This window comes from Novosphingobium taihuense (assembly GCF_007830315.1).
GTDB lineage: Bacteria > Pseudomonadota > Alphaproteobacteria > Sphingomonadales > Sphingomonadaceae > Novosphingobium > Novosphingobium taihuense.
This window is the reverse complement of sequence record NZ_VLKJ01000001.1, coordinates 431,410-455,536: the sequence shown is the minus strand read 5'-3', so window position 1 is coordinate 455,536 and position 24,127 is coordinate 431,410. Positions and strand designations below refer to the sequence as shown.

Annotated in this window: 22 protein-coding genes and 2 tRNA genes; 11 read left to right on the top strand and 13 right to left on the bottom strand. The window is 64.1% G+C overall.

Annotated elements, in window-relative coordinates:
* Nucleotides 1-54 precede the first annotated feature (54 nt).
* The 3 genes from pnp (at nucleotide 55) to IQ25_RS02055 (ending at nucleotide 3,051) form a co-directional block, all read left to right on the top strand.
* A complete protein-coding gene (gene pnp, locus IQ25_RS02065; protein ID WP_144901748.1) occupies nucleotides 55-2,379 on the top strand; it encodes a polyribonucleotide nucleotidyltransferase in 2,325 nt (774 codons plus the stop codon).
* A gap of 208 nt (nucleotides 2,380-2,587) precedes the next feature.
* The gene (locus IQ25_RS02060) at nucleotides 2,588-2,824 is read left to right on the top strand and encodes a hypothetical protein (protein ID WP_144901747.1); all 237 of its coding nucleotides are present in this window, start codon (nucleotides 2,588-2,590) and stop codon (nucleotides 2,822-2,824) included.
* Entirely contained in the window at nucleotides 2,821-3,051 is a 231-nt protein-coding gene (locus IQ25_RS02055) for a hypothetical protein (protein ID WP_144901745.1), read from the top strand. The genes IQ25_RS02060 and IQ25_RS02055 overlap by 4 nt, the downstream gene beginning before the upstream one ends.
* Nucleotides 3,052-3,076: 25 nt before the next feature.
* On the opposite strand, the gene IQ25_RS02050 is transcribed toward IQ25_RS02055, so the two are convergent.
* Complete coding sequence (locus tag IQ25_RS02050; RefSeq protein ID WP_246415396.1) at nucleotides 3,077-4,243, bottom strand: GGDEF domain-containing protein; 1,167 nt, start codon at nucleotides 4,241-4,243, stop codon at nucleotides 3,077-3,079.
* 83 nt (nucleotides 4,244-4,326) lie between these two features.
* Nucleotides 4,327-5,031 carry a GcrA family cell cycle regulator gene (locus IQ25_RS02045; protein WP_144901743.1) on the bottom strand — a complete coding sequence of 235 codons (705 nt, stop codon included), beginning with the start codon at nucleotides 5,029-5,031 and terminating at the stop codon, nucleotides 4,327-4,329.
* 96 nt (nucleotides 5,032-5,127) lie between these two features.
* Between IQ25_RS02045 and IQ25_RS02040 the strand changes: the two genes are divergently transcribed.
* Nucleotides 5,128-6,006 (top strand): ABC transporter permease, encoded by an 879-nt coding sequence (locus IQ25_RS02040; protein ID WP_144903079.1) that lies wholly within the window; start codon nucleotides 5,128-5,130, stop codon nucleotides 6,004-6,006.
* Between the two features lie 34 nt (nucleotides 6,007-6,040).
* Here IQ25_RS02040 and hspQ read toward each other — a convergent pair whose 3' ends face one another.
* Nucleotides 6,041-6,421 (bottom strand): heat shock protein HspQ, encoded by a 381-nt coding sequence (hspQ, locus tag IQ25_RS02035; protein ID WP_144901742.1) that lies wholly within the window; start codon nucleotides 6,419-6,421, stop codon nucleotides 6,041-6,043.
* A 189-nt stretch (nucleotides 6,422-6,610) separates the two neighbouring features.
* On the opposite strand from hspQ, the gene IQ25_RS02030 reads away from it, so the two are divergent.
* Nucleotides 6,611-6,700, top strand: a tRNA-Ser gene (locus IQ25_RS02030).
* A gap of 76 nt (nucleotides 6,701-6,776) precedes the next feature.
* Here the strand turns inward: IQ25_RS02030 and IQ25_RS02025 are convergent.
* The 5 genes from IQ25_RS02025 to hppD all read right to left on the bottom strand — a co-directional run bounded on the left by IQ25_RS02025 (nucleotide 6,777) and on the right by hppD (nucleotide 11,788).
* Complete coding sequence (locus IQ25_RS02025; protein WP_258536929.1) at nucleotides 6,777-7,091, bottom strand: reverse transcriptase-like protein; 315 nt, start codon at nucleotides 7,089-7,091, stop codon at nucleotides 6,777-6,779.
* Nucleotides 7,092-7,195: 104 nt separating this feature from the next.
* Complete coding sequence (locus IQ25_RS02020; protein ID WP_144901738.1) at nucleotides 7,196-9,511, bottom strand: xanthine dehydrogenase family protein molybdopterin-binding subunit; 2,316 nt, start codon at nucleotides 9,509-9,511, stop codon at nucleotides 7,196-7,198.
* Nucleotides 9,508-10,029, bottom strand: coding sequence for a (2Fe-2S)-binding protein (locus tag IQ25_RS02015; protein WP_144901737.1), 522 nt, complete (start codon nucleotides 10,027-10,029; stop codon nucleotides 9,508-9,510). Before IQ25_RS02015 ends, IQ25_RS02020 begins: the two co-directional genes overlap by 4 nt.
* 98 nt (nucleotides 10,030-10,127) lie before the next feature.
* Entirely contained in the window at nucleotides 10,128-10,670 is a 543-nt protein-coding gene (locus IQ25_RS02010; protein WP_144901735.1) for a VOC family protein, read from the bottom strand.
* Entirely contained in the window at nucleotides 10,667-11,788 is a 1,122-nt protein-coding gene (gene hppD, locus IQ25_RS02005) for a 4-hydroxyphenylpyruvate dioxygenase (protein WP_144901733.1), read from the bottom strand. Before hppD ends, IQ25_RS02010 begins: the two co-directional genes overlap by 4 nt.
* A 239-nt stretch (nucleotides 11,789-12,027) precedes the next feature.
* Here hppD and IQ25_RS02000 point away from each other — a divergent pair, with 239 nt between their 5' ends.
* Entirely contained in the window at nucleotides 12,028-12,222 is a 195-nt protein-coding gene (locus IQ25_RS02000; RefSeq protein ID WP_144901731.1) for a hypothetical protein, read from the top strand.
* Between the two features lie 9 nt (nucleotides 12,223-12,231).
* On the opposite strand, the gene IQ25_RS01995 is transcribed toward IQ25_RS02000, so the two are convergent.
* The 3 genes from IQ25_RS01995 to IQ25_RS01985 all read right to left on the bottom strand — a co-directional run bounded on the left by IQ25_RS01995 (nucleotide 12,232) and on the right by IQ25_RS01985 (nucleotide 14,528).
* Nucleotides 12,232-12,307: transfer RNA gene (locus IQ25_RS01995), tRNA-Thr, on the bottom strand.
* 29 nt (nucleotides 12,308-12,336) lie between these two features.
* Nucleotides 12,337-13,209: a hypothetical protein gene (locus IQ25_RS01990; RefSeq protein WP_144901729.1), complete on the bottom strand. Its 873-nt coding sequence runs from the start codon at nucleotides 13,207-13,209 to the stop codon at nucleotides 12,337-12,339.
* Nucleotides 13,206-14,528 (bottom strand): replication-associated recombination protein A, encoded by a 1,323-nt coding sequence (locus IQ25_RS01985; protein WP_144901727.1) that lies wholly within the window; start codon nucleotides 14,526-14,528, stop codon nucleotides 13,206-13,208. Before IQ25_RS01985 ends, IQ25_RS01990 begins: the two co-directional genes overlap by 4 nt.
* A 98-nt stretch (nucleotides 14,529-14,626) precedes the next feature.
* On the opposite strand from IQ25_RS01985, the gene IQ25_RS01980 reads away from it, so the two are divergent.
* A complete protein-coding gene (locus IQ25_RS01980; RefSeq protein WP_144901725.1) occupies nucleotides 14,627-15,247 on the top strand; it encodes a PadR family transcriptional regulator in 621 nt (206 codons plus the stop codon).
* Nucleotides 15,248-15,333: 86 nt separating this feature from the next.
* On the top strand, nucleotides 15,334-15,786 hold the full coding sequence (locus tag IQ25_RS01975; RefSeq protein WP_144901723.1) for a hypothetical protein: 453 nt from the start codon (nucleotides 15,334-15,336) through the stop codon (nucleotides 15,784-15,786).
* Here the strand turns inward: IQ25_RS01975 and IQ25_RS01970 are convergent.
* Nucleotides 15,783-16,976, bottom strand: a complete 1,194-nt coding sequence (locus tag IQ25_RS01970) for a glycosyltransferase family 4 protein (RefSeq protein WP_144903076.1) — start codon at nucleotides 16,974-16,976, stop codon at nucleotides 15,783-15,785. The two genes, IQ25_RS01975 and IQ25_RS01970, sit on opposite strands and share 4 nt — an antisense overlap.
* Before the next feature lie 172 nt (nucleotides 16,977-17,148).
* Here IQ25_RS01970 and IQ25_RS01965 point away from each other — a divergent pair, with 172 nt between their 5' ends.
* Together IQ25_RS01965 and IQ25_RS01960 are read left to right on the top strand one after the other, a co-directional pair.
* A complete protein-coding gene (locus tag IQ25_RS01965) occupies nucleotides 17,149-17,772 on the top strand; it encodes a hemerythrin domain-containing protein (RefSeq protein ID WP_144901721.1) in 624 nt (207 codons plus the stop codon).
* A 114-nt stretch (nucleotides 17,773-17,886) separates the two neighbouring features.
* Nucleotides 17,887-18,783, top strand: a complete 897-nt coding sequence (locus tag IQ25_RS01960) for an outer membrane protein (protein WP_144901719.1) — start codon at nucleotides 17,887-17,889, stop codon at nucleotides 18,781-18,783.
* Between the two features lie 416 nt (nucleotides 18,784-19,199).
* Here IQ25_RS01960 and typA read toward each other — a convergent pair whose 3' ends face one another.
* A complete protein-coding gene (gene typA / locus IQ25_RS01955) occupies nucleotides 19,200-21,026 on the bottom strand; it encodes a translational GTPase TypA (RefSeq protein ID WP_144901717.1) in 1,827 nt (608 codons plus the stop codon).
* 390 nt (nucleotides 21,027-21,416) lie between these two features.
* On the opposite strand from typA, the gene IQ25_RS01950 reads away from it, so the two are divergent.
* Complete coding sequence (locus tag IQ25_RS01950; protein WP_144901715.1) at nucleotides 21,417-24,089, top strand: TonB-dependent receptor; 2,673 nt, start codon at nucleotides 21,417-21,419, stop codon at nucleotides 24,087-24,089.
* The last annotated feature ends 38 nt before the right edge of the window (nucleotides 24,090-24,127 follow it).

The window sequence follows — 24,127 nt, the reverse complement described above, 5'->3', positions numbered from 1 at the left end:
CTCCCCGGCAGCAAACCCCGCTCGCAATAGGGCGCGCGGGCTGAAGGATGTAAAATGTTCGACGTCAAAACCGTATCGCTGGAGTGGGGCGGAAAGACCCTCACTCTCGAAACCGGCCGCATTGCCCGTCAGGCTGACGGCGCGGTCCTCGCCACGTATGGCGAAACTGTGGTCCTTTGCGCGGTCACCGCGGCAAAGTCGGTCAAGGAAGGCCAGGACTTCTTCCCGCTGACTGTCCACTATCAGGAAAAGTATTCGGCGGCCGGCCGCATTCCGGGCGGCTTCTTCAAGCGTGAACGCGGCGCGACGGAAAAGGAAACGCTGGTTTCCCGCCTGATCGACCGTCCGGTCCGCCCGCTGTTCCCCGAAGGTTTCTACAACGAAATCAACGTCATCGCCCAGGTTCTGAGCTATGATGGTGAAGTTGAACCCGATATCGTCGCGATGATCGCCGCTTCGGCCGCGCTGACGATTTCGGGCGTTCCGTTCATGGGCCCGATCGCGGCTGCCCGCGTGGGCTTCGTCGAGGGCGAATATGTCCTCAATCCGAAGCAGGACGTGGCCCTGGCCGACGGCCGCCTCGACCTCGTGGTTGCCGCGACCGACACCGCCGTGATGATGGTGGAATCGGAAGCCAAGGAACTGAGCGAAGACGAAATGCTCGGCGCCGTGCTGTTCGCTCATGACGAGATCAAGAAGGTCATCGGCGCGATCATCCAGCTGGCCGAGAAGGCCGCCAAGGAGCCTTGGGAAATCGACCTGTCGGACAACACCGCCGACATCAAGAAGAAGCTCAAGGATATCGTCGGCAAGGACGTTGCTGCAGCCTACAAGCTGACCGACAAGTCTGCCCGCTCGAACGCCCTGAACGAAGCCCGCGCGAAGGCGAAGGCTGCGTTTGCCGAGGAAGGTCCGCAGACCCAGATGGTCGCGATGAAGACGATGAAGAAGGTGGAAGCCGACATCGTCCGTGGCGCGATCCTCAAGGACGGCCAGCGCATCGACGGCCGCACCACCACGCAGGTCCGTCCGATCGAAGCGATCGTCGGCTTCCTGCCGCGTACGCATGGTTCGTCGCTGTTCACCCGCGGTGAAACGCAGGCGATCTGCACGACCACGCTGGGCACCAAGGACGCCGAGCAGATGATCGACGGCCTTGAGGGCCTGCGCTACGAAAACTTCATGCTCCACTACAACTTCCCGCCGTACTCGGTTGGTGAAGTTGGCCGTTTCGGCGCTCCGGGCCGTCGCGAAGTGGGCCATGGCAAGCTGGCGTGGCGCGCGCTGCACCCGGTGCTGCCGACCAAGGAAGAATTCCCCTACACGATCCGCATCCTCTCGGACATCACCGAGTCGAACGGTTCGTCCTCGATGGCAACCGTCTGCGGCGGCTGCCTTTCGATGATGGACGCGGGCGTTCCGGTGAAGCGTCCGGTTTCGGGCATCGCCATGGGCCTCATCCTTGAAGGCGACAAGTTTGCCGTTCTCTCGGACATTCTGGGCGACGAGGACCACCTCGGCGACATGGACTTCAAGGTGGCTGGCACCTCCGAAGGCATCACCACGATGCAGATGGACATCAAGGTCGCGGGCATCACGCGCGAGATCTTCGAAGTCGCGCTGCGTCAGGCTTCGGAAGGCCGTGCGCACATCCTCGGCGAAATGACCAAGGCGCTGGGCGAGGCACGCACCGAGCTTTCGGCGCACGCTCCGCGCATCGAGACGCTGCAGATCGACAAGTCGAAGATCCGTGACGTCATCGGCACGGGCGGCAAGGTGATCCGCGAGATCGTCGCCACCACCGGCGCGAAGGTCGACATCGATGACGAAGGCCTGATCAAGATCTCGTCTTCGGACCTGACCCAGATCGAAGCTGCTCGCCAGTGGATCCTCGGCATTGTCGAGGAAGCCGAGGTCGGCAAGATCTACAAGGGCAAGGTCGTCAACATCGTCGACTTCGGCGCTTTCGTGAACTTCATGGGCGGCAAGGACGGTCTCGTCCACGTCTCCGAAATGAAGAACGAGCGCGTGGAAAAGCCTACCGACGTGGTGAAGGAAGGCCAGGACGTCTACGTCAAGGTCCTCGAGATCGACCAGCGCGGCAAGGTTCGCCTGTCGATGCGCGTCGTCGATCAGGAGACCGGTGGTGAGCTGGAAGACACCCGTCCGCCGCGCGAGCCGCGCGAACCGCGTGGTGATCGTCCGGATCGTGGTGACCGTCGTGGCCCGCGTGGCAACGACCGTGGTCCCAGAGGCGATCGGGGTCGCGAAGGCGGCGACCGTGGTCCCCGTCGCGAAGGTGGCGATCGTCCGCGTCGTGACCGTGAAGACGGCCCGGCTCCGGACCACATGCCGGCGTTCCTCAAGTCTGACGACTGAGGAACGGCCAGCAGGCCAGACAGAAAGGGGCTCCACCGCAAGGTGGGGCCTTTTTCGTTTGCTGCGCCGACCACGCCTGTTCGATGTATGGTTTCCGTTTGCCTTTCGGCGCATTCGGGTCCAATGCCGGACCATCGGTGAGACGACCAATGTAGGCTTCACCGGCTGAGAGACCTCCGCGCTCCCGCTTACGCAGTGGGAGCCAGGCATGGACCTCAACCATTTCTATTTTCAGCACCAGAAGTTGCTGATGCGGGCGACCGCCAGTACCTCGCAGCGCATGCGCGCGCGACATCTGGTGATGGCGCAGGCCTGTGCCGAGAGCATCAGTGCCTACCAGCTTGGCCAAGGCGCTTCGGCGGCCTCCGATTGGGCCAATCCTTCAACGCTTCCCTTTACACTGGCCGGGCACATCGCCGGGACCGAACCGGAGTACCTCGCATGAGCCGTGCCATGAATCTCAGCGTCACCGAAGCCAAGGTCCGCGCCCGTTGCGAAGCGGCCGGCGTTGCCATCAGCGCGCTTGAAGTGTTGCCCTCGGGCGGCACACGCTTGGTCTGCACCCGCGAAGAAGGGGCAGACGAGATGCGCGTCGTGTTCAAGTCGAGCATGATCGAAGGCCGCGTTCCGCGCTTTGCCTTCCAGCGCAGCCAGAACTCGCAGTACGGCTGAACGCCTTGCCCGGGATGCTGCCAGATCAGGCAGCGTCCTGCAGGGGCGGCGGCGTTTCGCCTGCAATGAAGATCTGGTTCCTTCCCGCCTGCTTGGCGGCGTATAGCGCCTCATCCGCAGCGCGCAGCGCGTCGCTTCTGGCGGCATAGGCAAATACATCGGCAATGCCGCCCGAGAAGGTCACGCGGCCGAACGGCATGTCCGTGGCGCGGTTGATCAGGCGGCGTTCGGCAATCTCCTCCCGCGCCAGTTCCAGGCGTTCCCACGCCTTCTGCAGGCTCATGCCCCGGAACAGCACGGCGAATTCCTCGCCGCCATGCCGGGCGACGTGGCAGCGCGAGTCCGAAATGCGCGAAAGCGTGTCAGCCACGGTCTTGAGCACACGGTCGCCAGCGGCGTGGCCGTGGCTGTCGTTGATCCGCTTGAAGTGATCGATGTCGCAGAAAGCGACGTTGAGCTCGTCGCCAGCCGCGCGCGCAGCGGCAGTTTCGCGGTCAAGCAGCAGTTCGAACGCACGCCGGTTGGGCAAGCCGGTGAGATGGTCCTCGTCGGCGATGCGGCGGGCTTCGTCGAGGTTCTTCTGCAGCGCTTTTGTGCGCTCCTCGGATTCGTTGAGGTCGTGTTCGATCTCGCGCGTGCGATGGATCATCGCCTTTGCGAGAGCTGCCAGTTCGGTGATCACAATCCCGGCGCGGCTGACCTGTTCAAGGTCATCGACATGCTGCTGCAGTGCTGCGCCATAGGCGCTGGTCGCGTCTCGCGCAGAGTTCGTGGTCTTGCTGAAGTCCTCGAGGCTTTCCTCCAGCCGCGACATCAGGGCGGCGAGGATCTGGTCCGAGGTATCTCCCTCTTCCTGACGCAGGACGTTCTCGAGCCATTGCAGGGTGACGAGCTTGCCAGCCTCGGTGCGCTCGAGGATCATCTGCGCAAGCTTTGGCTTGGCTCCCGTGACACAGTCGTAGGCGACCTCGAGTGTCCACGGCATGACTTCGAGGTCATGGTCGATCAGGAAATCGGCGACCTTGCCGAGCAGGCGGCGCTTGGCCGGTAGCCATATCTCACGCGCCGTGATCGCCGGGGGCGGGGTCGCACTGCCATGGCTGTGCGACTCATCATTATCTTCGCCCGGTCCGATGCCGAGCCACTGAAGCAGACGCGAACGCGAACCGCGCGACGAGGGATCGTGTGTCATGTTCACCAGAACGGCAAACGCCGCGCGGCATTAACCACGCGGCGTCGCAGAAATGGCGGGCTAAGGGTTCGCCCTGAGTGTGATCAGCGGACGCGCGGTCCTCCGAAGGGCATCGGCGGCGGGGGACGACGATGGCCGCGAGGCAGCTGCGCCTGATAGGCGCGGCCACAATGCTCGACGCAATAAGGAAATCCGGGATTCACTTTTTCGCCGCAGAAGTGGAAATCCGGCTCGCCCGGGTGCCCCATCGGCCAGCGGCAGATACGATCGTTGAGATCGAGCAGGCTGGTCTTGTCGGCAATCTCGGGGCTGGGCCGCGCGGGCACCAGACGGCGCGGAGGCGCGGGCGGGATAGGTGCCTGCTGGTCGCCAGGACCCTGACGCAGGAAGCCACCGGGCCCGACCGAGACGATACGCGGCTGGGGGGCTGGCGTCGGCGCGTCGCCTGCTGCCTTGGCTTCGGGGGCGGGCGCAGGGGCTGCTGCACGAGGTGCCGGGGCAGGAGGGGTGACGGGCGCTGCGGGCGCGACAGGGCGGGGCGCTGCGGCAACCTTCGGCTCGGGCGGCGGCGCGGCGGGCTTGGCGACCTTGGGCGCTGGTGCAGCGGCGGCATCGGGCTTCTCGTTGGCCTTCACCGGGGAGGGGCGAGCCTTGAGGCCAAGGCGGTGCGCCTTGCCGATCACCGCATTGCGGCTGACCCCGCCGAGTTCTTCGGCGATCTGGCTGGCGGTTGAACCGCCTTCCCACATCTTGGTCAGCTTCTCGATCCGCTCTTCGGTCCAGCTCATGCCTTCACGTTTCCTTCAGGGCCGAAAGATCGGCCGTTAAAATCTGCCCGGTCGGCAAACTTGCCAATGGCGAGCCAGCGCGATACCGCGATGGCCATGGCCAATCAACCGCTACCCCGTAACGGGGCGACTACCCGCAACGCCGGAACTTTCACCCCACCCGGACAACCGGTGTTTCGTGGCTTCAACAGGCTGGGGCTGTGGACCCTCTATATGAAGGAGGTCCGCCGTTTCTTCAAGGTCCAGACCCAGACGATCTGGGCTCCGGCGGTCACGACGCTGCTTTATCTGATGATATTCACGCTCGCACTGGGTGGTGGAGCCAATGGCGGGCGCATGGTGCTCGGCGTCAACTTTGCCAGCTTCGTCGCGCCGGGGCTGATTGCGATGGGCATGATCAACAATGCCTTCGCCAATTCGAGCTTCAGTCTGCTGGGCGGCAAGATCCAGGGGACGATCGTCGATTACCTGATGCCCCCGATCTCGACCGGTGAACTCATGGCCGCGCTGGTCGGTGCAGCCGTCACGCGCGCCGTGCTGGTGGGCCTTGCCGTGGCAGGCGCAATGCTGCTGTGGCCGGGTGTATCGCTCAAGATCGCACATCCCTGGGCGGTCGTCTGGTTTGGTCTGATGGGCTCGATCCTGCTGGCGATCGTGGGGGTGTTGACCTCGATCTGGGCGGAGAAGTTCGACCACAACGCAGCGGTCACCAATTTCGTGATCACGCCGCTGTCGATGCTTTCGGGCACGTTCTACGTGATCGACAATCTGGCGCCCGCCTTCCAAGCGGTCAGCCGCATGAACCCGATATTCTACGTGATCTCGGGTTTCCGCTTCGGCTTTCTCGGACAGAGCGACATCGGCGATACCAATACCGCCGTCCTGCACGGCGCAATCGGGCTTGGCGTGCTCAACCTTGCCGCCGGCGCGCTGCTCTACATTCTGTTGCGCTCAGGCTGGAAGCTGAAGAACTGATCTGAAACAGGGCGGGGGTGTTCCCCCTGCCTGTTCAGTGCGAGAGGCTGCGGCGCAGACGGTAGCGGCCGTTGCGGAAGCCCTCGAACATCTCGTCCAGCGAGGGGTGTTCGACCGGACCCGCTTCTGCGTCGGCCTGCAGGTTCTGCTGGCTGACGTAGGCGACGTAGCTGCTCTCGTCGTTCTCGGCGAGCAAGTGATAGAACGGCTGTTCACGCAGCGGGCGAATGTCCTCAGGGATCGATTCGTACCATTCCTCGCTGTTGGCAAAGACCGGGTCGATGTCGAAGACGACGCCGCGGAAGCCGAACACGCGATGGCGCACGACATCGCCTATCGAAAAACGTGCCGTTGAAACGGGGGGGGCCGAAATGTCGCGTCCGGCCTGAGGCGAATAGAAGCTCGCACGGTCCATGACTGCCGATATAGGACCTCGCTGCAACGCAAACAAGCATGGAGCGAAGAAAGGCGGCGGACGCGGACAGAGGGATGCAGGCGGCGATGTGGACAGGGCGTGTTTTCCGCTTGGCAAGCCCGCCACCATGCGCTAACGGCGCGCTTCCTCGACCGGGAACGCCCTTAGCGGCACCCAGATTGGCACCATGGAGAGGTGGCAGAGTGGTCGAATGCGCCGCACTCGAAATGCGGTGTACGGGTAACCGTACCGTGGGTTCGAATCCCACCCTCTCCGCCAACCACCCTTGTCAGGGTGTGGCCAAAACCAAATCGAAATAGGCAGTCTGTCTTGGCAAGTGCTCGTGGACGCAATTCTAGCGGACGCCTTGCCATCTTCCTTCGAGGGCGATGCCCGCGAGGTTCTGTTCGCGCTTGATCCACCGGATCCTGCGTGGGCGACACTGCGCAGCCAGGGCTAGCAGCGCCTCTCTCCGGGGAGATATTGCAGAACCGGTCGACAGGGCTGCACTGGCTTCGCGCACCGCCTCCAGCGAGTCACCAAGCAGGTCGAAGCCCTGCAGTCCCAGATCGCGAGCAAGCGTCATGCCGCAGAGCAGGGCCTGCCATTCGGCTGCGGTGTTGGACCCCGCACCCAGATCGTCGAAGAAATGAGGAGTCCCTCGGAGCACGACACACGCCTCCATCGGCCCCGGGTTGGGCCGACACCCGCCATCGAAGAATATCTTGATCCCACGTCGCATCGCGCCAGACCAGCCTGCTTCATCGATTGGTTTCAGACAAGCGCAGCCTTCACGTAATCGGGCCGAAGCGGCAGACGGCGGACCGGCCTTCCGGTCGCGTCGAGCACGGCACCAGCAATGGCAGGCGCGGCTAGCGCGTTGGCGCTTTCCGACCCTTGACCATAGTTGCCCGCGGCAAGGTTGGTTTCGAACACGATCTTGAGTTGTGGCATCTCGGCCATCGTCAGGATCGGATAGCTCGCCCAGTCCACCGAGGTGATCGCACCCTGATCGAACGTGACTTCCTCGTGTAGTGCCTGGCTCACGCCCATCAGGCACCCGGCCTGGATCTGGCGGCGCAGTTGCAGCGGATTGATGACGATGCCGACGTCGGCCACCATGGTCATCCGCTCGACCTTCACTTCGCCACTTTCAGGGGTGACCGAGACATGCGCGGCGCAGGCCCAGTAGCCGTTGTCGCGCAGCATGATCGAAAGACCGCGACCCTTAACCGTGCCCTTGCCGCTGGCACGAGCGCCGGGGGCGGGGGAGGGGCGGCTGTCCCAGCCCGATTCGGTGCGGAGCTTCTCGAGGATCGCCTTGAAGCGTGGGTCGGTGATGTGGTCGAGCCGGAACTGCAGCGCGTCCTTACCCGCCAGCATGGCGGCTTCGCTGATCGCCAGTTCGCGGGGGAAGTTCTGCTGAAACTGGATTGGCGTGCGCATTGAATGGTCGCGCAGGCCGACGGCGAGGGGGGACTCCTTTTCGCCAATTTGCCAGGTGCTCAGGCCCTTCTCGCGCACGGCGGGGACCGCGCCGTAGACCCAGGTGTCCTGCACATCGGTAATGCCGACCTGGAACGGGTCGTTGGAGGCCGGCGCGGGTGATTCGATCACTGGCAGTCCGGCAAGGATCGCGCCGACCAAGCGGTCATCCTGCATCGGCGGGACGTGGTGCTGCGCGCTGTAGCCCGCGATGCGCCCATCCTTGTCGAGGCGGATGTCGATGTCTGCCAGTGCGCAGGAGGATTGCGTCGTCCACTGCATGTCGTCGGCACGCATCCACTGCACGCGCACCGGTCGGCCCAGTTCGCGCGAGAGTAGCACGGCCTCGTCCTCGGACCCGGCGCTTCCGCCGTTCGAGCGACCGTAGTGGCCCGAGCCGGGGTAAGTGCGCACGACGACCTTTTCCTCGCCCGTGCCCAGCATCTTGGCAATCATGTGGCGCAAGTGCTGCGGGTTCTGGCTGAGTGTGTGCAGCGTAACCGAACCGTCCGGGCGATAGTCGGCCAGCGTGACCATCGGGCTGATCGGCGCATGCTTGTGATAGGGGAGGAAGTACGAGGCCTTATGCTCGTGCGCAGTGGCAACCTTTTCCGGCTCGCCCTTGTTGGCAGCACCGTCCCTCACGGGGAAAGCAGACCAATCGGCTTTGGAGCGCAGGTGCTCGGCCAAACCTTCGTGGCCGGGCAGGCCCTTCCATTCGCTCCACTGCGTTTCGGCAGCGACCGCTTGCGCGGCCTGCACGGCTTCCCATTCGTCAGGCGAGACAACCGCGAGCAGGTTCCCGATCGTCACCAGCCGCGCTCCGGGGAACTGCGCGCTGTCGAGCTTGCCCGCCTTGACCAGCTTCGAGCCGAGTGTTGCCGGGTGGATCGTGCGGGCGTGGAGCATTCCGGGCAAGGTCACGTCACCCACCCATACGGCTTCGCCCGAAACCTTGGGCCGGGTCATCGGGTTGGCCGAGGGCTTGCCGATGATGGTGTATTCCGACACCGGCTTCATCGGCGGATCGCCCTTGACCGTCAGCCCCATCGGGCTGGTGAGTTCACCCTCTACCGGGATCGTCAGCTTGAGGTCCTGACCCTTGACGAGTTGCGCATAGCTGATCGCCTTGCCGCCGCCCGAGATCACCCCATCCTTGACCGAGAGTGCCTTGCGATCGACGCCGAGCTTGCCCGCCGCCACTTCAAGCGCAGCTTCGCGCATATAGGCGGCCACCTTGCGCAGGTTCTGGACGTAGCCCAGCAGCCAGAAAGTGCCACCGCCATCGGGTGTGCGGTCGGTATCGCCGGTGATGACCGTCGTCATCGCCGAAAGCGGCACGCACAGTTCCTCTGCCACGATCTGGCGGTAGGCGGTGTTGACGCTGCTCTGTCCGAAATCGCACTTGCCGGTGCGGATGGTGACCGCACCTGCCGCATCGATCTCGATCCAGTTCGCGGGTACAGCGGCATCGAGCGAGGCTTTTGCCCCTGCCTCGGCGGAAGCCTTGACCGGAAGGCCTACTGCAACCGCGAGGGCGCCGCCGGTGCCGATGAAGGCGCGGCGCGAAAGCCTTGCGCCGTGGATGTCAGTCAGCCCGCTCACGCCGCGCCCCCTTCGGCCATCAGCCTGGCCGCGCGGTGCGCGCCCTCGAGGATCGCGGCGTAGCTGCCACAGCGGCACAAGTGCGGTGAGGGACCTGACGTGGTCAGTGCTTCGGTGATCTCGGCATCGCTGGGCTTGGGGTTGGCCTCGAGCAGTTCGGTGACCTTGATCATCATGCCGAACTGGCAGATCCCGCACTGCGGCACCTGTTCGTCCACCCAGGCCTGCTGCACCGGGTGCAGTCGCTGAGGATCAGGCTTCAAGCCCGTCTTCTGCGCCCATCGCGCGGGCAGGCCGTCAACCGTGGTGACAGGCTTGCCATCGAGCGCGGCAATCGGGGTGACGCAGGCGCGCACTTCTTCATCCCCCAGAAGGACCGAGCAGGCCCCGCACTGGGCAAGGCCGCAACCAAACTTGACGCCCTTCACGCCAAGCTCGTTGCGCAGCACATAGAGCAGCGGCGTGTCGGGCGAAGCCTTCACTTCGCGCTCCTGCCCGTTGACCACGATTTTCGTCACGCAACCTCCACCGCGAAAAGAGATTGCGTTCTACCGCCCTCCGCGCCCGATTGATAGCGCGCAGCGGGCCTTTCTGGCCCTTTGTTCAGGCCCCTTTTTCACCTCTTCGCCGGATCCTTGTGCAGCCAGTCGGCATGGCGCGGGGCGCGCTTGGTCCGGCTCCATTCCTCGAGCATGAGGGGGGCGAGGTCTGCCAGTTCCGCGTGCTGATCGGCCGTGCCGATATTGCAGGCCAGCTCCAGCCGATGCCCGTTGGGATCGAAAAAGTAGATCGAGCGGAAGATGCCGTGGTAGGTTGGCCCGAGCACGTCGATGCCCTCGGCCTCAAGGTGCGCCTTGGCAGCCTGCAGCGCGGCCTCGTCCTCGACCTCGAAGGCGATGTGCTGCACCCATGCCGGAGTGTTCGGGTCCTTGCCCATCTCCGGCTGGTTCGGCAGCTCGAAGAAGGCGAGCACGTTGCCGCCGCCGCAGTCGAGGAAAACGTGCATGTAGGGGTCGTCCTCGCCGGTGGAGGGCACCTTGTCTTCGGCAAAGGCGGTGGTGTAGCGCATGCCCATCACGCGCTCGTACCAGTCGACAGTTTCCTTGGCGTCCCGGCAGCGATAGGCAACATGGTGGATGCGCTTGATCTGGGGGATCATTCCGCGGTCTCCGGTACAGTAACCTCATCTGGCTTGAGAACGCCGCGCCGCATCTGGTCGCGCTCCATCGACTGGAACAGTGCGGTGAAGTTGCCCTCGCCGAAGCCTTCGTCCTTCTTGCGCTGGATGAATTCGAAGAACACCGGCCCGATCTGCGTCTCGGAGAAGATCTGCAGCAGCAGGCGCGGATCGCCTTTCTCGGTCGAGCCATCGAGCAGGATGCCGCGCTTCTGCAGTTCATCCACTGGCTCGCCATGGCCAGGAAGGCGCTCGTCGAGCATCTCGTAATAGGTGGCGGGGGGCGGGGACATGAACGGCGTGCCGATGGCCTTGAGCTTGTCCCAGCCACCGATCAGATCGTCGCAAGCAAAGGCAATGTGCTGGATGCCCTCGCCGTTGTAGGCCCTCAGGAACTCCTCGATCTGGCCGCCGCCTGCTTTTGCTTCCTCATTGAGCGGAATGCGGATCTTGCCATCGGGCGCGGTCATCGCGCGGCTGGTGAGGCCGGTATATTCGCCCTTGATGTCGAAGTAGCGGATCTCGCGGAACCCGAACACGCGCTCGTAGAACGCGGCCCAGTGCGACATGCGCCCGCCATAGACGTTGTGCGTGAGGTGATCGATGGTGTGGAATCCCGCCCCCACCGGATGGCGATCGACGCTGGGCAGGTAGTCGAAGTCGATGTCGTAGATAGACAGCTCATCGCCGTAACGGTCGATCAGGTAGATGATCGAGCCGCCGATGCCGCGGATCGCGGGCAGGCGCAATTCCATCGGCCCGGTGCTGACCTCGACCGGCTCGGCCCCACGCTCGATCGCGATGGCATAGGCCTTGGCCGCATTGCGCACGCGCCAGCCCATGCCGCAGGCCGAGGGGCCGTGTTCGGCGGCAAAGTAGGCTGCGGGGCTGCGCGGCTCGTAATTGGCGATCAGGTTGATCCCACCCTGCCGCCACAGTTGCACCGCCTTCGACCGATGGTTGGCGATGTGGGTGAAGCCCATGCGCTGGAACACCGGCTCGAGCGTGTCCGCTTCGGGCGCGGAGAATTCGATGAACTCGAACCCGTCGAGCCCGAGGGGGTTTTCGAACAGGTCCGTCGTGTGCTGGTGCTGGCTCAAGGCAATCTCCGGTAATTTCGCACTGCAGGCATGGTCTGCAAAACTGGTTTCATTTTATACCAGATTTGCATTCCTCTGTCGCGCAGAATCTGAAGGTGTGTCCGCAGTGTTTGCGGCGTGCCGCATCAGGTCAACGGCGGGGGGCAGATTAAAGGTTGACGAAATCTTCGGGAATTCAGCATTCTATGGTATGTCAAAGTATGTCCGGCAGCAGTTCGCCCCTTCCTGATGAACAGCGCTTGCGCGAAATTGCGGCGCATCTGCGCGACGCGTTCTGTGCCGTCGAGGATCACGACATGACCTTGAACGACCTGACGATTGCGCTGGATTCGCCCGAACTGAGCGCGATCATGCTGGAAATCCGCGCGTTGCGCGAAGAAGAGTTGCAGCGGCTGGAGCGCCTGCTTACGCGCTTTGCCGCGAATGACCGGTAAGGGTGGAAATGGTGCCGGCTACAGGATTCGAACCCGTGGCCCCCTGATTACAAATCAGGTGCTCTACCAACTGAGCTAAGCCGGCCCGCGCGTAACGCGAGACGCGCCTTAGCGCTAGAGTGCCCCAAACGTCCAGCCCTCGGTGCGCGCAATTTCGTCGGAAAGTTCGCGCGGGTGCCACAGGCGCGGATCGTGCGCGGCATTGCGCAGCCAGGCGGCGGTGACGAGCGCGTCGCAGGTGTGATCGTCGAGCGAGCCTGACAGGCCCGAGGGCGTGGAGCCCAGCGCCACCAATGCCTCGTCCACTTCGGCGGCGGAGCGCATCTTCGAGCGTGATGCCGTTCGCCCGGCGGCCATTGCAGCGATGGTCGTGTAGATCTCGCAGATCACCGGACCCTTCGCAGGCAGACCATCGACCGGCCAGACGCTGGCGCGATTCCCCAGGCGGTGAAGCAGGCGCATGCCTGAGAGACTGGACTTGCCGACCTGCGCCGCGCCGACGAGGTTGAAGTTGGAGTAGGGCTTGCAGCCCAAGCGGCGCTGAGCGACTTCGGTGGCGCGAAACCTTCCTTGCCCTCCGCCGAAGTGCTCGCCTTCGCGCCCGCCGTGGCGGCGGAAGTAGCCGCTGAGATCGGGATGGTCCACCAGAGCGGAGACGCCAAGGTGAGGTTCATTGGCGCAGATGGTATCGATCAGCGCCCACAGTTCGCGCGCCGTCGCGGGGCTTTGCGACCAGCCGGGGAAAAAGCTGTCCCTGTCTACGAAGGGCAGGGAGATGCCCAGATCCATGCCGACCAGCGTATCGTCCGGCAACTCGTCGCGCAGGTAGCACAGCACCTCCTCGCGCGACCAGCGATGGCCGGGGCGCACGATCTGCGGCGCTGCCGTGCCGCGCGTAGCGAGCGCCAAGGCGATGCCCTTGTGCCGCTCTCCAGCAGCGCCTGACCAGTCGATGGCAATGAAGTGGCCGAAGCGGGTGGGCGTCATTCCCCCTGGCGCTCGCGGCGTTTGCGATCCCACCATTCGAGCCGCTTGGCCACCTCGCGTTCAAAGCCGCGTTCGACCGGGGCATAGTATGTCTGCGCGGCCATGCCCTCGGGCCAGTAGTTGGCGCCGGAAAAGCCGTCCTCGGCATCATGATCGTAGGCATAGCCCGCGCCATAGCCGATGTCCTTCATCAGCTTGGTCGGCGCGTTGAGGATGTTGGCCGGCGGCATCAGCGAGCCCGTATCGCGTGCCGATTTCCATGCCGCCTTGTGCGCCATGTAGGCCGCGTTCGATTTGGGTGCGGTGGCGATGTAGAGCAGGGCCTGGACGATGGCGAGTTCCCCTTCGGGACTGCCGAGGAACTCGTAAGCGTCCTTGGCGGCAAGGCACTGCACCAATGCCTGCGGATCGGCGAGGCCGATGTCCTCCACCGCCATGCGCACCAGCCGCCGCAACACGTAGAGCGGCTCCTCGCCTGCCACCAGCATCCGCGCCATGTAATAAAGCGCGGCCTGCGGATCAGAGCCGCGCACCGCCTTGTGCAGCGCGGAAATGAGGTTGTAGTGCCCTTCGCGGTCCTTGTCATAGACGGCCACCCGCCGCATCAGGAACTTGCCGAGGCCCTCGGGATCGAGCGGCGCGGGCAGCGATACGTCGAAAAGCATCTCCGCCTGGTTGAGAAGAAAACGTCCGTCCCCATCGGCGGAGGCCACCAGCGCCTCGCGCGCGGGCGGGGTGAGGGGGAGGCGCAGGCCGGTGATCTCCTCGGCCCGGTCGAGCAGGGTGCCCAACGCGGCGGCATCCAGCCGGTGCAGGATCAGCACCTGCGCTCGGCTGAGCAGCGCGGCATTCAAGGCGAACGAGGGGTTCTCGGTCGTCGCGCCAACCAGCGTGACCGTGCCATTCTCCACGAAGGGCAGGAAGCCGTCCTGCTGGGCGCGGTTGAAGCGGTGGATCTCATCCACGAACAGCAGCGTTCGCCGCCCGGCAGAGGCCATCGCGTCAGCTTCTGCAAAGGCCTTCTTGAGGTCTGCGACGCCCGAGAACACCGCGCTCAAGGCCACGTAGCGCATGCCAACGGCTTCGGCGAGAAGGCGGGCAATGCTGGTTTTGCCGGTGCCCGGCGGCCCCCACAGGATCATCGAGGTCAGCTTGCCCGCGGCAACCATGCGCCCAATCGCGCCTTCAGGGCCGGTGAGGTGGTCCTGCCCGATGATTTCCGTCAGGTCGCGCGGTCGCAACCGGTCGGCCAGCGGCGCTTCGGCGCTGGCTTCGGGTGGCGGGCGGTCCTGCGGCGGCGGGGCGAAGAGGTCGGCCATTGCTGCCGAGATAGGGCGCTTGCGAAAAAATTGCACCCGCCTCTTGCCAGATCGCGATTAAGATATATCTTAGACGCATCATGAAAGGATATATGCACATGCATTTCGAACATGGCCGCCATCCGCGCGGCCGACATATGATGAAGATGATGATGGCCGGTCGGCTCGGCGCTCCGTTTGGGCGCGGCGGGCCGTTTGGTGAGGACGGGCCCTTCGGTGGCGGACGAGGCCGGGGCGGTGGCGGCGGTGGTCGTCGTGGCGGACGAATGTTTGCAGGGGGGGAACTTCGCCTGCTCCTGCTTCACCTCGTCGCCGAACAGCCGCGCCACGGCTATGATCTGATACGGGCCGTGGGCGATCTGGCAGGCGGCGAATATGCGCCAAGTCCCGGCGTCGTCTATCCCACGCTCAGCCTGCTGGTAGACGAAGGGCTGATCATCGAGGAAGCCGGAGACGGTCCGCGCAAGGCCTTTGCCGTAACCGGCGCCGGGCGCGCCGAACTGGCCGAAAAGGATGCCGAGATCGAGACGGTCATCGCGCGGCTCAAGGCGTTGGGCGAACAGCGTGACCGGGCCGAAAGCCCGCCCGTGCGCCGTGCGATGGGCAACCTGCACGCCGTGCTGCGCAACCGCGCGATCGAGAAGGGCTTCGACACGGAAACTGCCCACGCCGTCGCCGACATCCTCGACGAAGCTGCACGCCGGATCGAACGCCTCTGATGCTCATCGAGTCAGCGCTTTCGCGGCGCTTTGATGATGCGATGCTCCATGGTATCTTCTCCTCTGGTGACAGGGGGAGAGGACCCATGGAGAACCTGCAAGCCACGCCAGCGCGCACGCCAGCCCATCTCTGGGCGATCGGTGTGATCAGCCTGCTGTGGAACAGCTTCGGCTGCGTTGACTACACGATGAGCAAGCTTGATCCGCTGGGCTACATGAAGTCTGTCGGCATGGGTGAAGCCGAGATTGCCTACATGCAGGCCATGCCAGCGTGGCTCAGCGCGTTCTGGGCACTGGGCGTATGGGGCTCGCTCGCGGGATCTGTCCTGCTGCTGCTGAGATCCCGCCACGCGGTCACCGCCTTTGCGGTCTCGCTGCTGGGCCTTGCTGTCAGCCAGATTTCCCACTTTCTCGACAGCACCATGCCCGCCTCGATGAACAGCGGGGCGATGATGGCGATGAACCTGGTGATATGGGGCTCGCTGGTGTTTTTCCTGTGGTACGCCAGCCGGATGAAGGCCGTCGGCGTCCTGCGCTAGCGTTTGGCGTCCTGCGCTTTCGCCTTCTGGCGCACAAGCCTGAGGTAAGTGTCGGCAACCGCCTGATTGATCCGGTCCCATGAAAACTCGAGGCTGCGCTCCTCGCCGGCCGCACCATGCCTTGCACGCAAGGCGGCGTCCTCGGCATAGCAGCGCAGCGCTTCGGCGAACTGGCGCACTGCGCCGGGTGTGATCAGGCGGCCCGAGACGTTGTCGTCGACAAGGCTCTGGCTCCCGGTAGCCGCTGCTGCAACCACCGGCACGCGGCAGGCCATTGCCTCGAGCGTGACGTTGCCGAAGGTTTCGGTGACCGAAGGGTTGAACAGCACGTCCATGCTGGCCACCGCGCGGCCGAGATCGTGCCCGCCCTGAAAGCCTGCGAAGGCAGCATCGGGAAGGCGCGCGGCAAACCATTCGCGCGCGGGGCCTTCGCCCACCACAAGCACGCGATGCTTCACGCCCCTACGGACCAACTGATCGATCGAGTCCGAAAAGACATCGAGCCCTTTCTCCATGACCAGACGTCCGAGGAAGCCGATCACCACGTCGTCGTCGGCTATGCCAAGTTCGCGCCGCCATTCCAGGCTTCGGGCACCGGGATGGAAGATCTCGCGATCGACACCGCGTGACCAGATGTCGATGTCATAGTTCATCCGCTGGTCGCGCAGCACTTGTGCCATCGATTCCGACGGCGCGACGAGCGCATCGCAGCGGCGGTAGAACCGGCGCATCAGCGCTTCGACTGCAGGTTCGGCCCAGGCCATGTTGTAGTAGCGGAAATAGGTTTCGAACCGGGTGTGGACCGAGGCGAGGATCGGCAGCCTGCGATGCCGTGCCCACGATACGGCGCGATGCGCGACGACGTCCGGCGACGAGACGTGCACCACGTGTGGGTCGAACGCCGCCAGATCGCGGCGTACCCGGGGGCTGAGCGAGAGCGGGAAGCGGTACTCGGGGCGGCCGGGGATCGCGAACGAGGGGATGCCGACGAGCGTGCCGGTAGCGGGAAACGCCGGGTTCTCCACCTTGGGTGCATAGATGCGCACGTCCGCTCCCTGCCGCAGCAGGTAGCCGACGAGGCGGTTCAAAGCCTGGTTCGCGCCATCGCGCACATAGTTGTAGTTGCCGCTGAACAGCGCCACGCGAAGGGTGGACAGGTCGGTCGGGAAGGGGGAGTTTGCCTCGCTCATCGCCTGCGCCATAGACCGGGCGAGGATGAATGGCGAGTGACAGCGACCTCTCCATGCGACTTTTGCGCGGTTCGCGTCAGCCAGCGCACGGTCTGTCGCGGCAGGCAACTGGCTGTGGAACTGCCACCCCTGCCGCCCGCTCAGCATCTGTGCTTCAGCAGGAGTTGAGCAAATGTCGTTTCTGGACAAGATCGTAGCCGCCATCACGCCGCCCGAGAACGATGACGATCGCCAGCAGGCACGCGCCCACGCGCAGGGTCTTGCCCGGCCGGGAGACTGGCTGTCGCACGCGCTTGAACATCACCGCCGGATCGAGGCCTGCTTCGCACTGGCACTGGGCGCCAATTCTGTGGCCGAGCGCCGCGCGGCTCTGCGTGACCTTTCGATGGTGCTGACCGCCCACGCCAATGCCGAGGAAGCCGTGCTCTATCCGGCCATGGCCAACGAGAGCAGCAAGACGGGCGCCGGAATGGCCTACGAGGAGCACGCGATGACGCGCATCCAAATGGGCGCGCTCGAAACGCTTGACCCGATGGGGCAGGACTGGCGCGACAAGGTTGGCCATATCCGGGCTGCCGTTCTGACACACGTCTACGAGGAAGAGGGCAGCCGCTTCCCCGAGCTGCGCGATGCGATCGCGCCGCAGGAGGACCAGCGGCTGACGCGCCGCTTCCTCGAAGAGTTCGACCGTTACATGGGGAAAGACGCGTTCGAAGCGCCACGCCAGATGGCCGCGGGACAGGTGGACCAGAGCAACCGGCAGCCCTCCAAAAACTGGGGCGCGGCCGACTACTGACCCTGTCTCGAGGGACAGGTCGGTCCGGACCGGACGCAATTGCGGAAACCAATCAGTCCCGCGGCAGTTACACCACTGCGCGTCCGGGACGCATCAGAACAAGAGGGATTTTCAATGACTTCGAAGACAATCTTCGCGTGGCCGCTGGCCGCGACGCTGGCGTTCGTCGCCGCTCCGAGCATGGCGCAGGACAGTGGCGATGACATGTCGACGACCACGACGACCAGCGGCACGACGACCGACGGGTTCAACCGCGATCGCCACTTCGACGGCGTGTACATCCAGGGCGCGGGCGGCATTGGCATGCTCGGCAAGAACAACGGCACCTTCGGCTTCGACACGAACCGCGACGGCAACTACAACGATAACGTGAACACTGTGCTTGGTGCCAACGCCTTCTCGCCAGGCTTTGCTAATTGCGGCGCACTTACCTCGACGCGCGGCGGCGGCTGCTCGACCGACAAGACGGGCGCGGAATACGCTGTCCGCATCGGCCTCGACAAGCGCATGGGCGACGTGGTGATCGGCGGCCTGATCGAAGGTTCGCGCAATGAATCGGTCGACCGCTCGACCGCCTACAGCACCTCGCCTGCGTTCTACCGCATCGACCGCAAGCTTGACTACGCCATCTCGGCCCGTGCGCGCCTCGGCTTCACGCCGGGTGGCGGGGCGCTGTTCTACGGTACGGGTGGCGTTAGCTACGGCAAGATCAAGCACGACTTCACCACCAGCAACACCTCCAACGCGTTCGCCGAAGACCGCGACGACAAGATGGTGTGGGGCTGGCAGGCCGGCGGCGGTACCGAAATCATGCTGTCGGATCACCTCTCGCTCGGGCTCGAGTATCTCTACAGCCGCTACAACGACAACAAGTATTCGGTCCGCGTGAGCCAGGGCACTGCGCCCGACACCAATCCGTTCCTGCTGAACGGCGGCGGCACGAATTTCCGCTTGCAGGACAAGCACTTCGACACCCACGCGGTGCGCGCGGTGGTCGGCCTGCGGTTCTGACGAACAGATAGCGCGCTCCCCGCCGCAAGGCGCGGGAGCGGCGAACCGGGAGAAGCTGCGGTGCGGGAAGCGCCGCAGCTTTTTCGTGTGGTGCGCGCCCGCAGAACGGATCGGCGAAGGGATCGCACAATGCCTCGCCGTCGCCCTGAAAATCGACGGGGGGTTTACGGGGTTTACACTGTTCAAGAGAAAGATTGGAATCGATCAATTGGGCGCGATTGATCGTCAGGATCGATTGATCCGTAGTGCTGTGCGTGCGAACTGCGGGTTGGGCTGCAGCGTGGGTCATGGCCCGGAGGCTAGGTCGGGCAGGGGTGTGTAGGAAAGGTGTTTTTGAACACCCCCGGTCCCTCCCGCTTGCGGGAGGGGAGGTCAACGAGAAAGGGCGGCTCCTTCGAGCCGCCCTTTCGTGTTTCTTACGCCGCTTCCTTCTTCCGGGAGGCTTTCTTGCGCTCGTTCGGGTCGAGGATCGCCTTGCGCAGGCGGATGGACTTCGGCGTGACTTCGACCATTTCGTCGTCGTCGATGTAGGCGATGGCCTGCTCGAGCGTCATGATCTTTGGCGGGGTCAGGCGGATGGCGTCGTCCTTGCCGGTCGAACGGAAGTTCGTGAGCTGCTTGGACTTCATCGGGTTGACTTCAAGATCTTCGGGCTTGGCGTTCTCGCCGATGATCATGCCTTCATAGAGCGGGGTGCCCACGCCGACGAAGAGGATGCCGCGCTCTTCAAGCGGCCCGAGGGCATAGGCCACGGCTTCGCCGGTGCCGTTGGAGATCAGCACGCCGTTCTTGCGGCCTTCGATCTTGCCCTTGTAGGGGCCGTACTTTTCGAACAGGCGGTTCATGATGCCGGTGCCGCGCGTGTCCGAGAGGAACTCGCCGTGGTAGCCGATCAGCCCGCGAGACGGGGCCGAGAAGGTGATGCGGGTCTTGCCGCCGCCCGAGGGACGCATATCGGTCAACTCGGCCTTGCGGATGGCCATCTTGTCGACCACGGTGCCCGAGTATTCATCGTCCACGTCGATCATGACGGTTTCGTAAGGCTCGGTGCGGTTGCCGTCCTCGTCCTCGCCGAACAGCACGCGCGGGCGGCTGATACCGAGTTCGAAGCCCTCGCGGCGCATCGTCTCGATCAGCACGCCAAGCTGGAGTTCGCCACGACCGGCGACTTCGAAGCTGTCCTTTTCGGCGCTTTCGGTGATGCGGATGGCGACGTTGGATTCGGCCTCACGCTCCAGGCGGTCACGGATCATGCGGCTGGTGACCTTCGAGCCTTCACGGCCAGCCATCGGCGAATCGTTGACCGAGAAGCGCATCGAGAGCGTGGGCGGATCGATCGGCTGGGCCTTGATCGGCACGGTCACTTCCGGCGCGGCGATGGTGTTCGACACGGTTGCGACGGCAAGGCCTGCCAGCGAAATGATGTCACCCGCCTTGGCTTCGTCGACCGGCACGCGATCGAGGCCGCGGAAGGTCATGATCTTGGAGGCGCGGCCGGTTTCGATGACCTTGCCATCCATGTCGAGCGCGCGGATCGGATCGTTGACGCGGATCGTGCCCGACTGGACACGGCCGGTGAGCACGCGGCCAAGGAAGTTGTCACGATCCAGCAGGGTGGCAAGGAAGGTGAACGGTGCGTCCTCATCGAGGTTCGGCGGGGGCACGTGATCGACGATGAGCTGGAACATCGGCTCCAGCGTACCTTCGCGGCGATCGGGATCGGTGCTGGCATAGCCGTTGCGACCCGAAGCGTAGAGCACGGGGAATTCAAGCTGCTCGTCGTTGGCATCAAGCGTGACGAAGAGGTCGAACACTTCGTCGAGCACTTCCTGGATACGCTCGTCCGGGCGGTCGACCTTGTTGACGACGACGATGGGACGCAGGCCGAGGGCCAGCGCCTTGCCGGTGACGAACTTGGTCTGCGGCATGGCGCCTTCGGAGCTGTCGACCAGCAGGATCACGCCATCGACCATCGAGAGGATGCGCTCCACCTCGCCGCCGAAGTCAGCGTGGCCGGGGGTGTCGACGATGTTGATGCGGATGCCGTTCCACTCGATCGAGGTCGGCTTGGCGAGAATGGTGATCCCGCGTTCCTTCTCGAGGTCGTTGGAATCCATCGCGCGCTCTTCCACGCGCTGATTGTCGCGGAAGGTGCCGGACTGGCGGAAGAGCTGGTCGACGAGCGTGGTCTTGCCGTGGTCGACGTGGGCGATGATCGCGATATTGCGCTGCTGGGCGGACATGAAAACAGGCTTTCGGTTGGATTCTTCGGGGCACGGGACAAGCACTGGCCCGCTCCGACTTCGGCGCGCGCTTACAGGGATTTGTGCGTTGCGGCAAGCACGCTTGGAACAAGGCGCGCGCGTTGCGGCAAGCACGCTTGGAACAAGGGGCATGCGTTGCGGCAGGCACGCTTGGGTTGGGGTGGCAAGCGGTTGCAAGTGTGACCGGCTTGCAACAGGGCATGAAAATGCATGGGGGCTGCGAAGGATTTGGTCGACTTGGAATTGTTCGTGGCTTTTCCGCACCCTAGAACAGGGACAGGGAACAGGATTACCTACCGGCCTCGTGGCCATCGGCCAGGACTGTCTTTGCAAGGCAAGTGCCCGGTCCAGAAAAGGAAAAGATCGCAGATGAAGTCCGTATTCGCCGGTCGCACCGGTCAGGCAGCGCTCCTCGTAGGGGCTTGCGGCCTCGCTCTTGCCTTCTCCGCCGCCGCCCATGCGCAGGATGCCGCCGCTTCGGCAGAGGAAGAGGCCCAGCCTGCGCCGCCCGCGGCTGAGCAGGTCGCCGAGGGTAACGAGATCATCGTAACCGCCTCCAAGCGCGAGCAGACCCTGCAGGACGTGCCGATCGCGGTTTCGGTGACCAGCGCCAAGACGCTGGAGCAGGCGCAAATCCGCGATCTCAAGGACCTGACCAGCGTGGTTCCCTCGCTGCGCGTGACGCAACTTCAGTCGAGCGCGAACACCAACTTCATCATCCGCGGCTTCGGCAACGGCGCGAACAACGCCGGGATCGAGCCTTCGGTCGGCGTGTTCATCGATGGCGTCTACCGCTCGCGCTCGGCTGCGCAGATCGGTGATTTCCCCGACGTGCAGCGCATCGAAGTGCTGCGCGGGCCGCAGTCGACGCTGTTCGGCAAGAACGCCAGTGTCGGGGTGATCTCGATCGTGACGGCAGCGCCCAAGTTCGACTTCGGCGGCAATGTCGAGGCGAGCTACGGCAACTATGATGCCGTGGTGCTCAAGGGCGTGGTGACGGGCCCTGTGACCGAAGGCCTGGCGGTGAGCCTTGCGGGCGGCCTCAACAAGCGCGACGGGTACAACAAGGATCTTGGCACCGGGAACGACACGAACGAGCGTGACCGCTGGTTCCTGCGCGGACAGGCGCTGTGGGAGCCCAATGCGCAGGCGCGGGTGCGGCTGATCGGCGACTATTCGAAGATCGACGAGATCTGCTGCGCGGTCGTCAATTTGCAGCCATCTACGTCGACGGTGGCGATCCGTGCACTGGGTGGGCAGGTCAACGGGCCGAACGAAATCTATTCGAACCGGGTCTATTCGAACTTCGATTCGACCAACAACATCGAGAACTGGGGCGCTTCGGGCCAGGTCGACTATGACTTCGGGCCGCTGACGTTCACCTCGATCACCGCCTATCGCCGCACCAACGCGCTGACCAACCAGGATTCGGACTTTTCGAGCGCTGACCTGATCGGGGTCAACGCGCAGGATCAGGCGATCAAGACCTTCACGCAGGAACTTCGCGTAGCCACCAACATGGACGGCCCGCTGAATTTCCTCGTCGGCGGCTACTATTTCAACGAGAACATTCGCCAGGCCAACCAGCTTGGCTGGGGTGACGATGCGCGCAGCTACGCCAACTTCCTGATCCAAGGGCTTAGCGGCGGTGCGCTTTCGGTGCCGACACTGGAAGCGACCTTCGGTGCGCTCGAAGGCAATCCGGCCAAGTATGCCGGGCAGTTCTTTGCTGCCGGACAGAAGCTGGACGAGCGCTATCGCCTGCGTAACGAAGCGTTCTCGTTCTTCGGGCAGGCCGACTTCAAGATCGGCGACCGCATCACGGTGACCGGCGGCGTGAACTACACCAAGGACCGCAAGCGCTATGCGATCGACATCAATTCGACCGATGTCTTTTCGAGCATCGACTTCGACAATCCGGCATACGCACCGTTCCGCCGCAACCTGCTGCTGGGCGGCGCGCTGAGCCGGGCGGGGGTGAACCCGAGCGATCAGGCAGCCGTTGCCGCTTTTGCGACCAATCCTGCGACCGCGCCGACGTTTGCCGCGTTCAATGCCTTCGCGACGGCAAACCAGAACAATGCGGCGGTCAATCCGCTGGCCGGTCTTCGTCCGCTGCAGTATCTGCCCGCCGCGATCCCCGTGCCCAACTCGGTCGAACCCGGCCGCACGAACGACGACAAGTTCACCTACATCGTTCGCGTGGCCTATGACCTGACCGACGACATCAACGTCTACGCAAGCTACGCGACGGGCTTCAAGGCAAGCTCGATCAACCTCTCGCGCGACAGCCGTCCGTTCGCCAGCGACCGGGAAGCCCTGATTGCCCGCGGACTCACCGTGGTCAACCAGACCTACGGGACGCGATTTGCCGGGCCGGAAAGCTCGACGGTTTATGAAATCGGACTGAAGGCGGACTGGGGTCTGGTTACCGCAAACCTGGCCGCCTTCGATCAGCGCATCAATGGCTTCCAGTCGAACACCTTCACCGGTTCGGGCTTCGTGCTGGCAAACGCTGGCAAGCAGTCGGTCCGCGGGCTCGAGTTCGAAGGTACGGTCAAGCCTGCCAAGGGGCTGATGTTAAACGTTGGCATGACCTACCTCGATCCGAAGTACGACAGCTTCATCCTTTCGGCGGTAGGTGACCTGACCAATACCCGACCAGCAGGCATCCCGGCGATCTCGTCGACCTTCGGGGCAAGCTATGACTACGAGTTCGGCAGCGGTGACCACCTGATCGTGCGTGGCGACTTCCACTATGAATCGCCGGTGCAGATCGTCGAGGGTCTGCCCGGATTCCTCACCGCCGGGACGAGCGTTGCCGTTGCTGCGGCACGGCCGTTCCGCCGCGAGGTGAACGAAGCCAACGCTTCGATCACCTGGGCGATGGCGAGTGGTTTCGAGCTGACTGCGTGGGGCCGCAATCTGACCAACAACCGGTACCTGCTGTCGGTGTTCGACACGCCGGCCCAGCCTGGTTCGATCTCGGGCTATACCAGCCAGCCGCGCACTTATGGCGTGACGGGGCGCTATCGGTTCTGAGAATTCATGCCTTGGCAAAGAGAAGGGGGCTTAGCGGC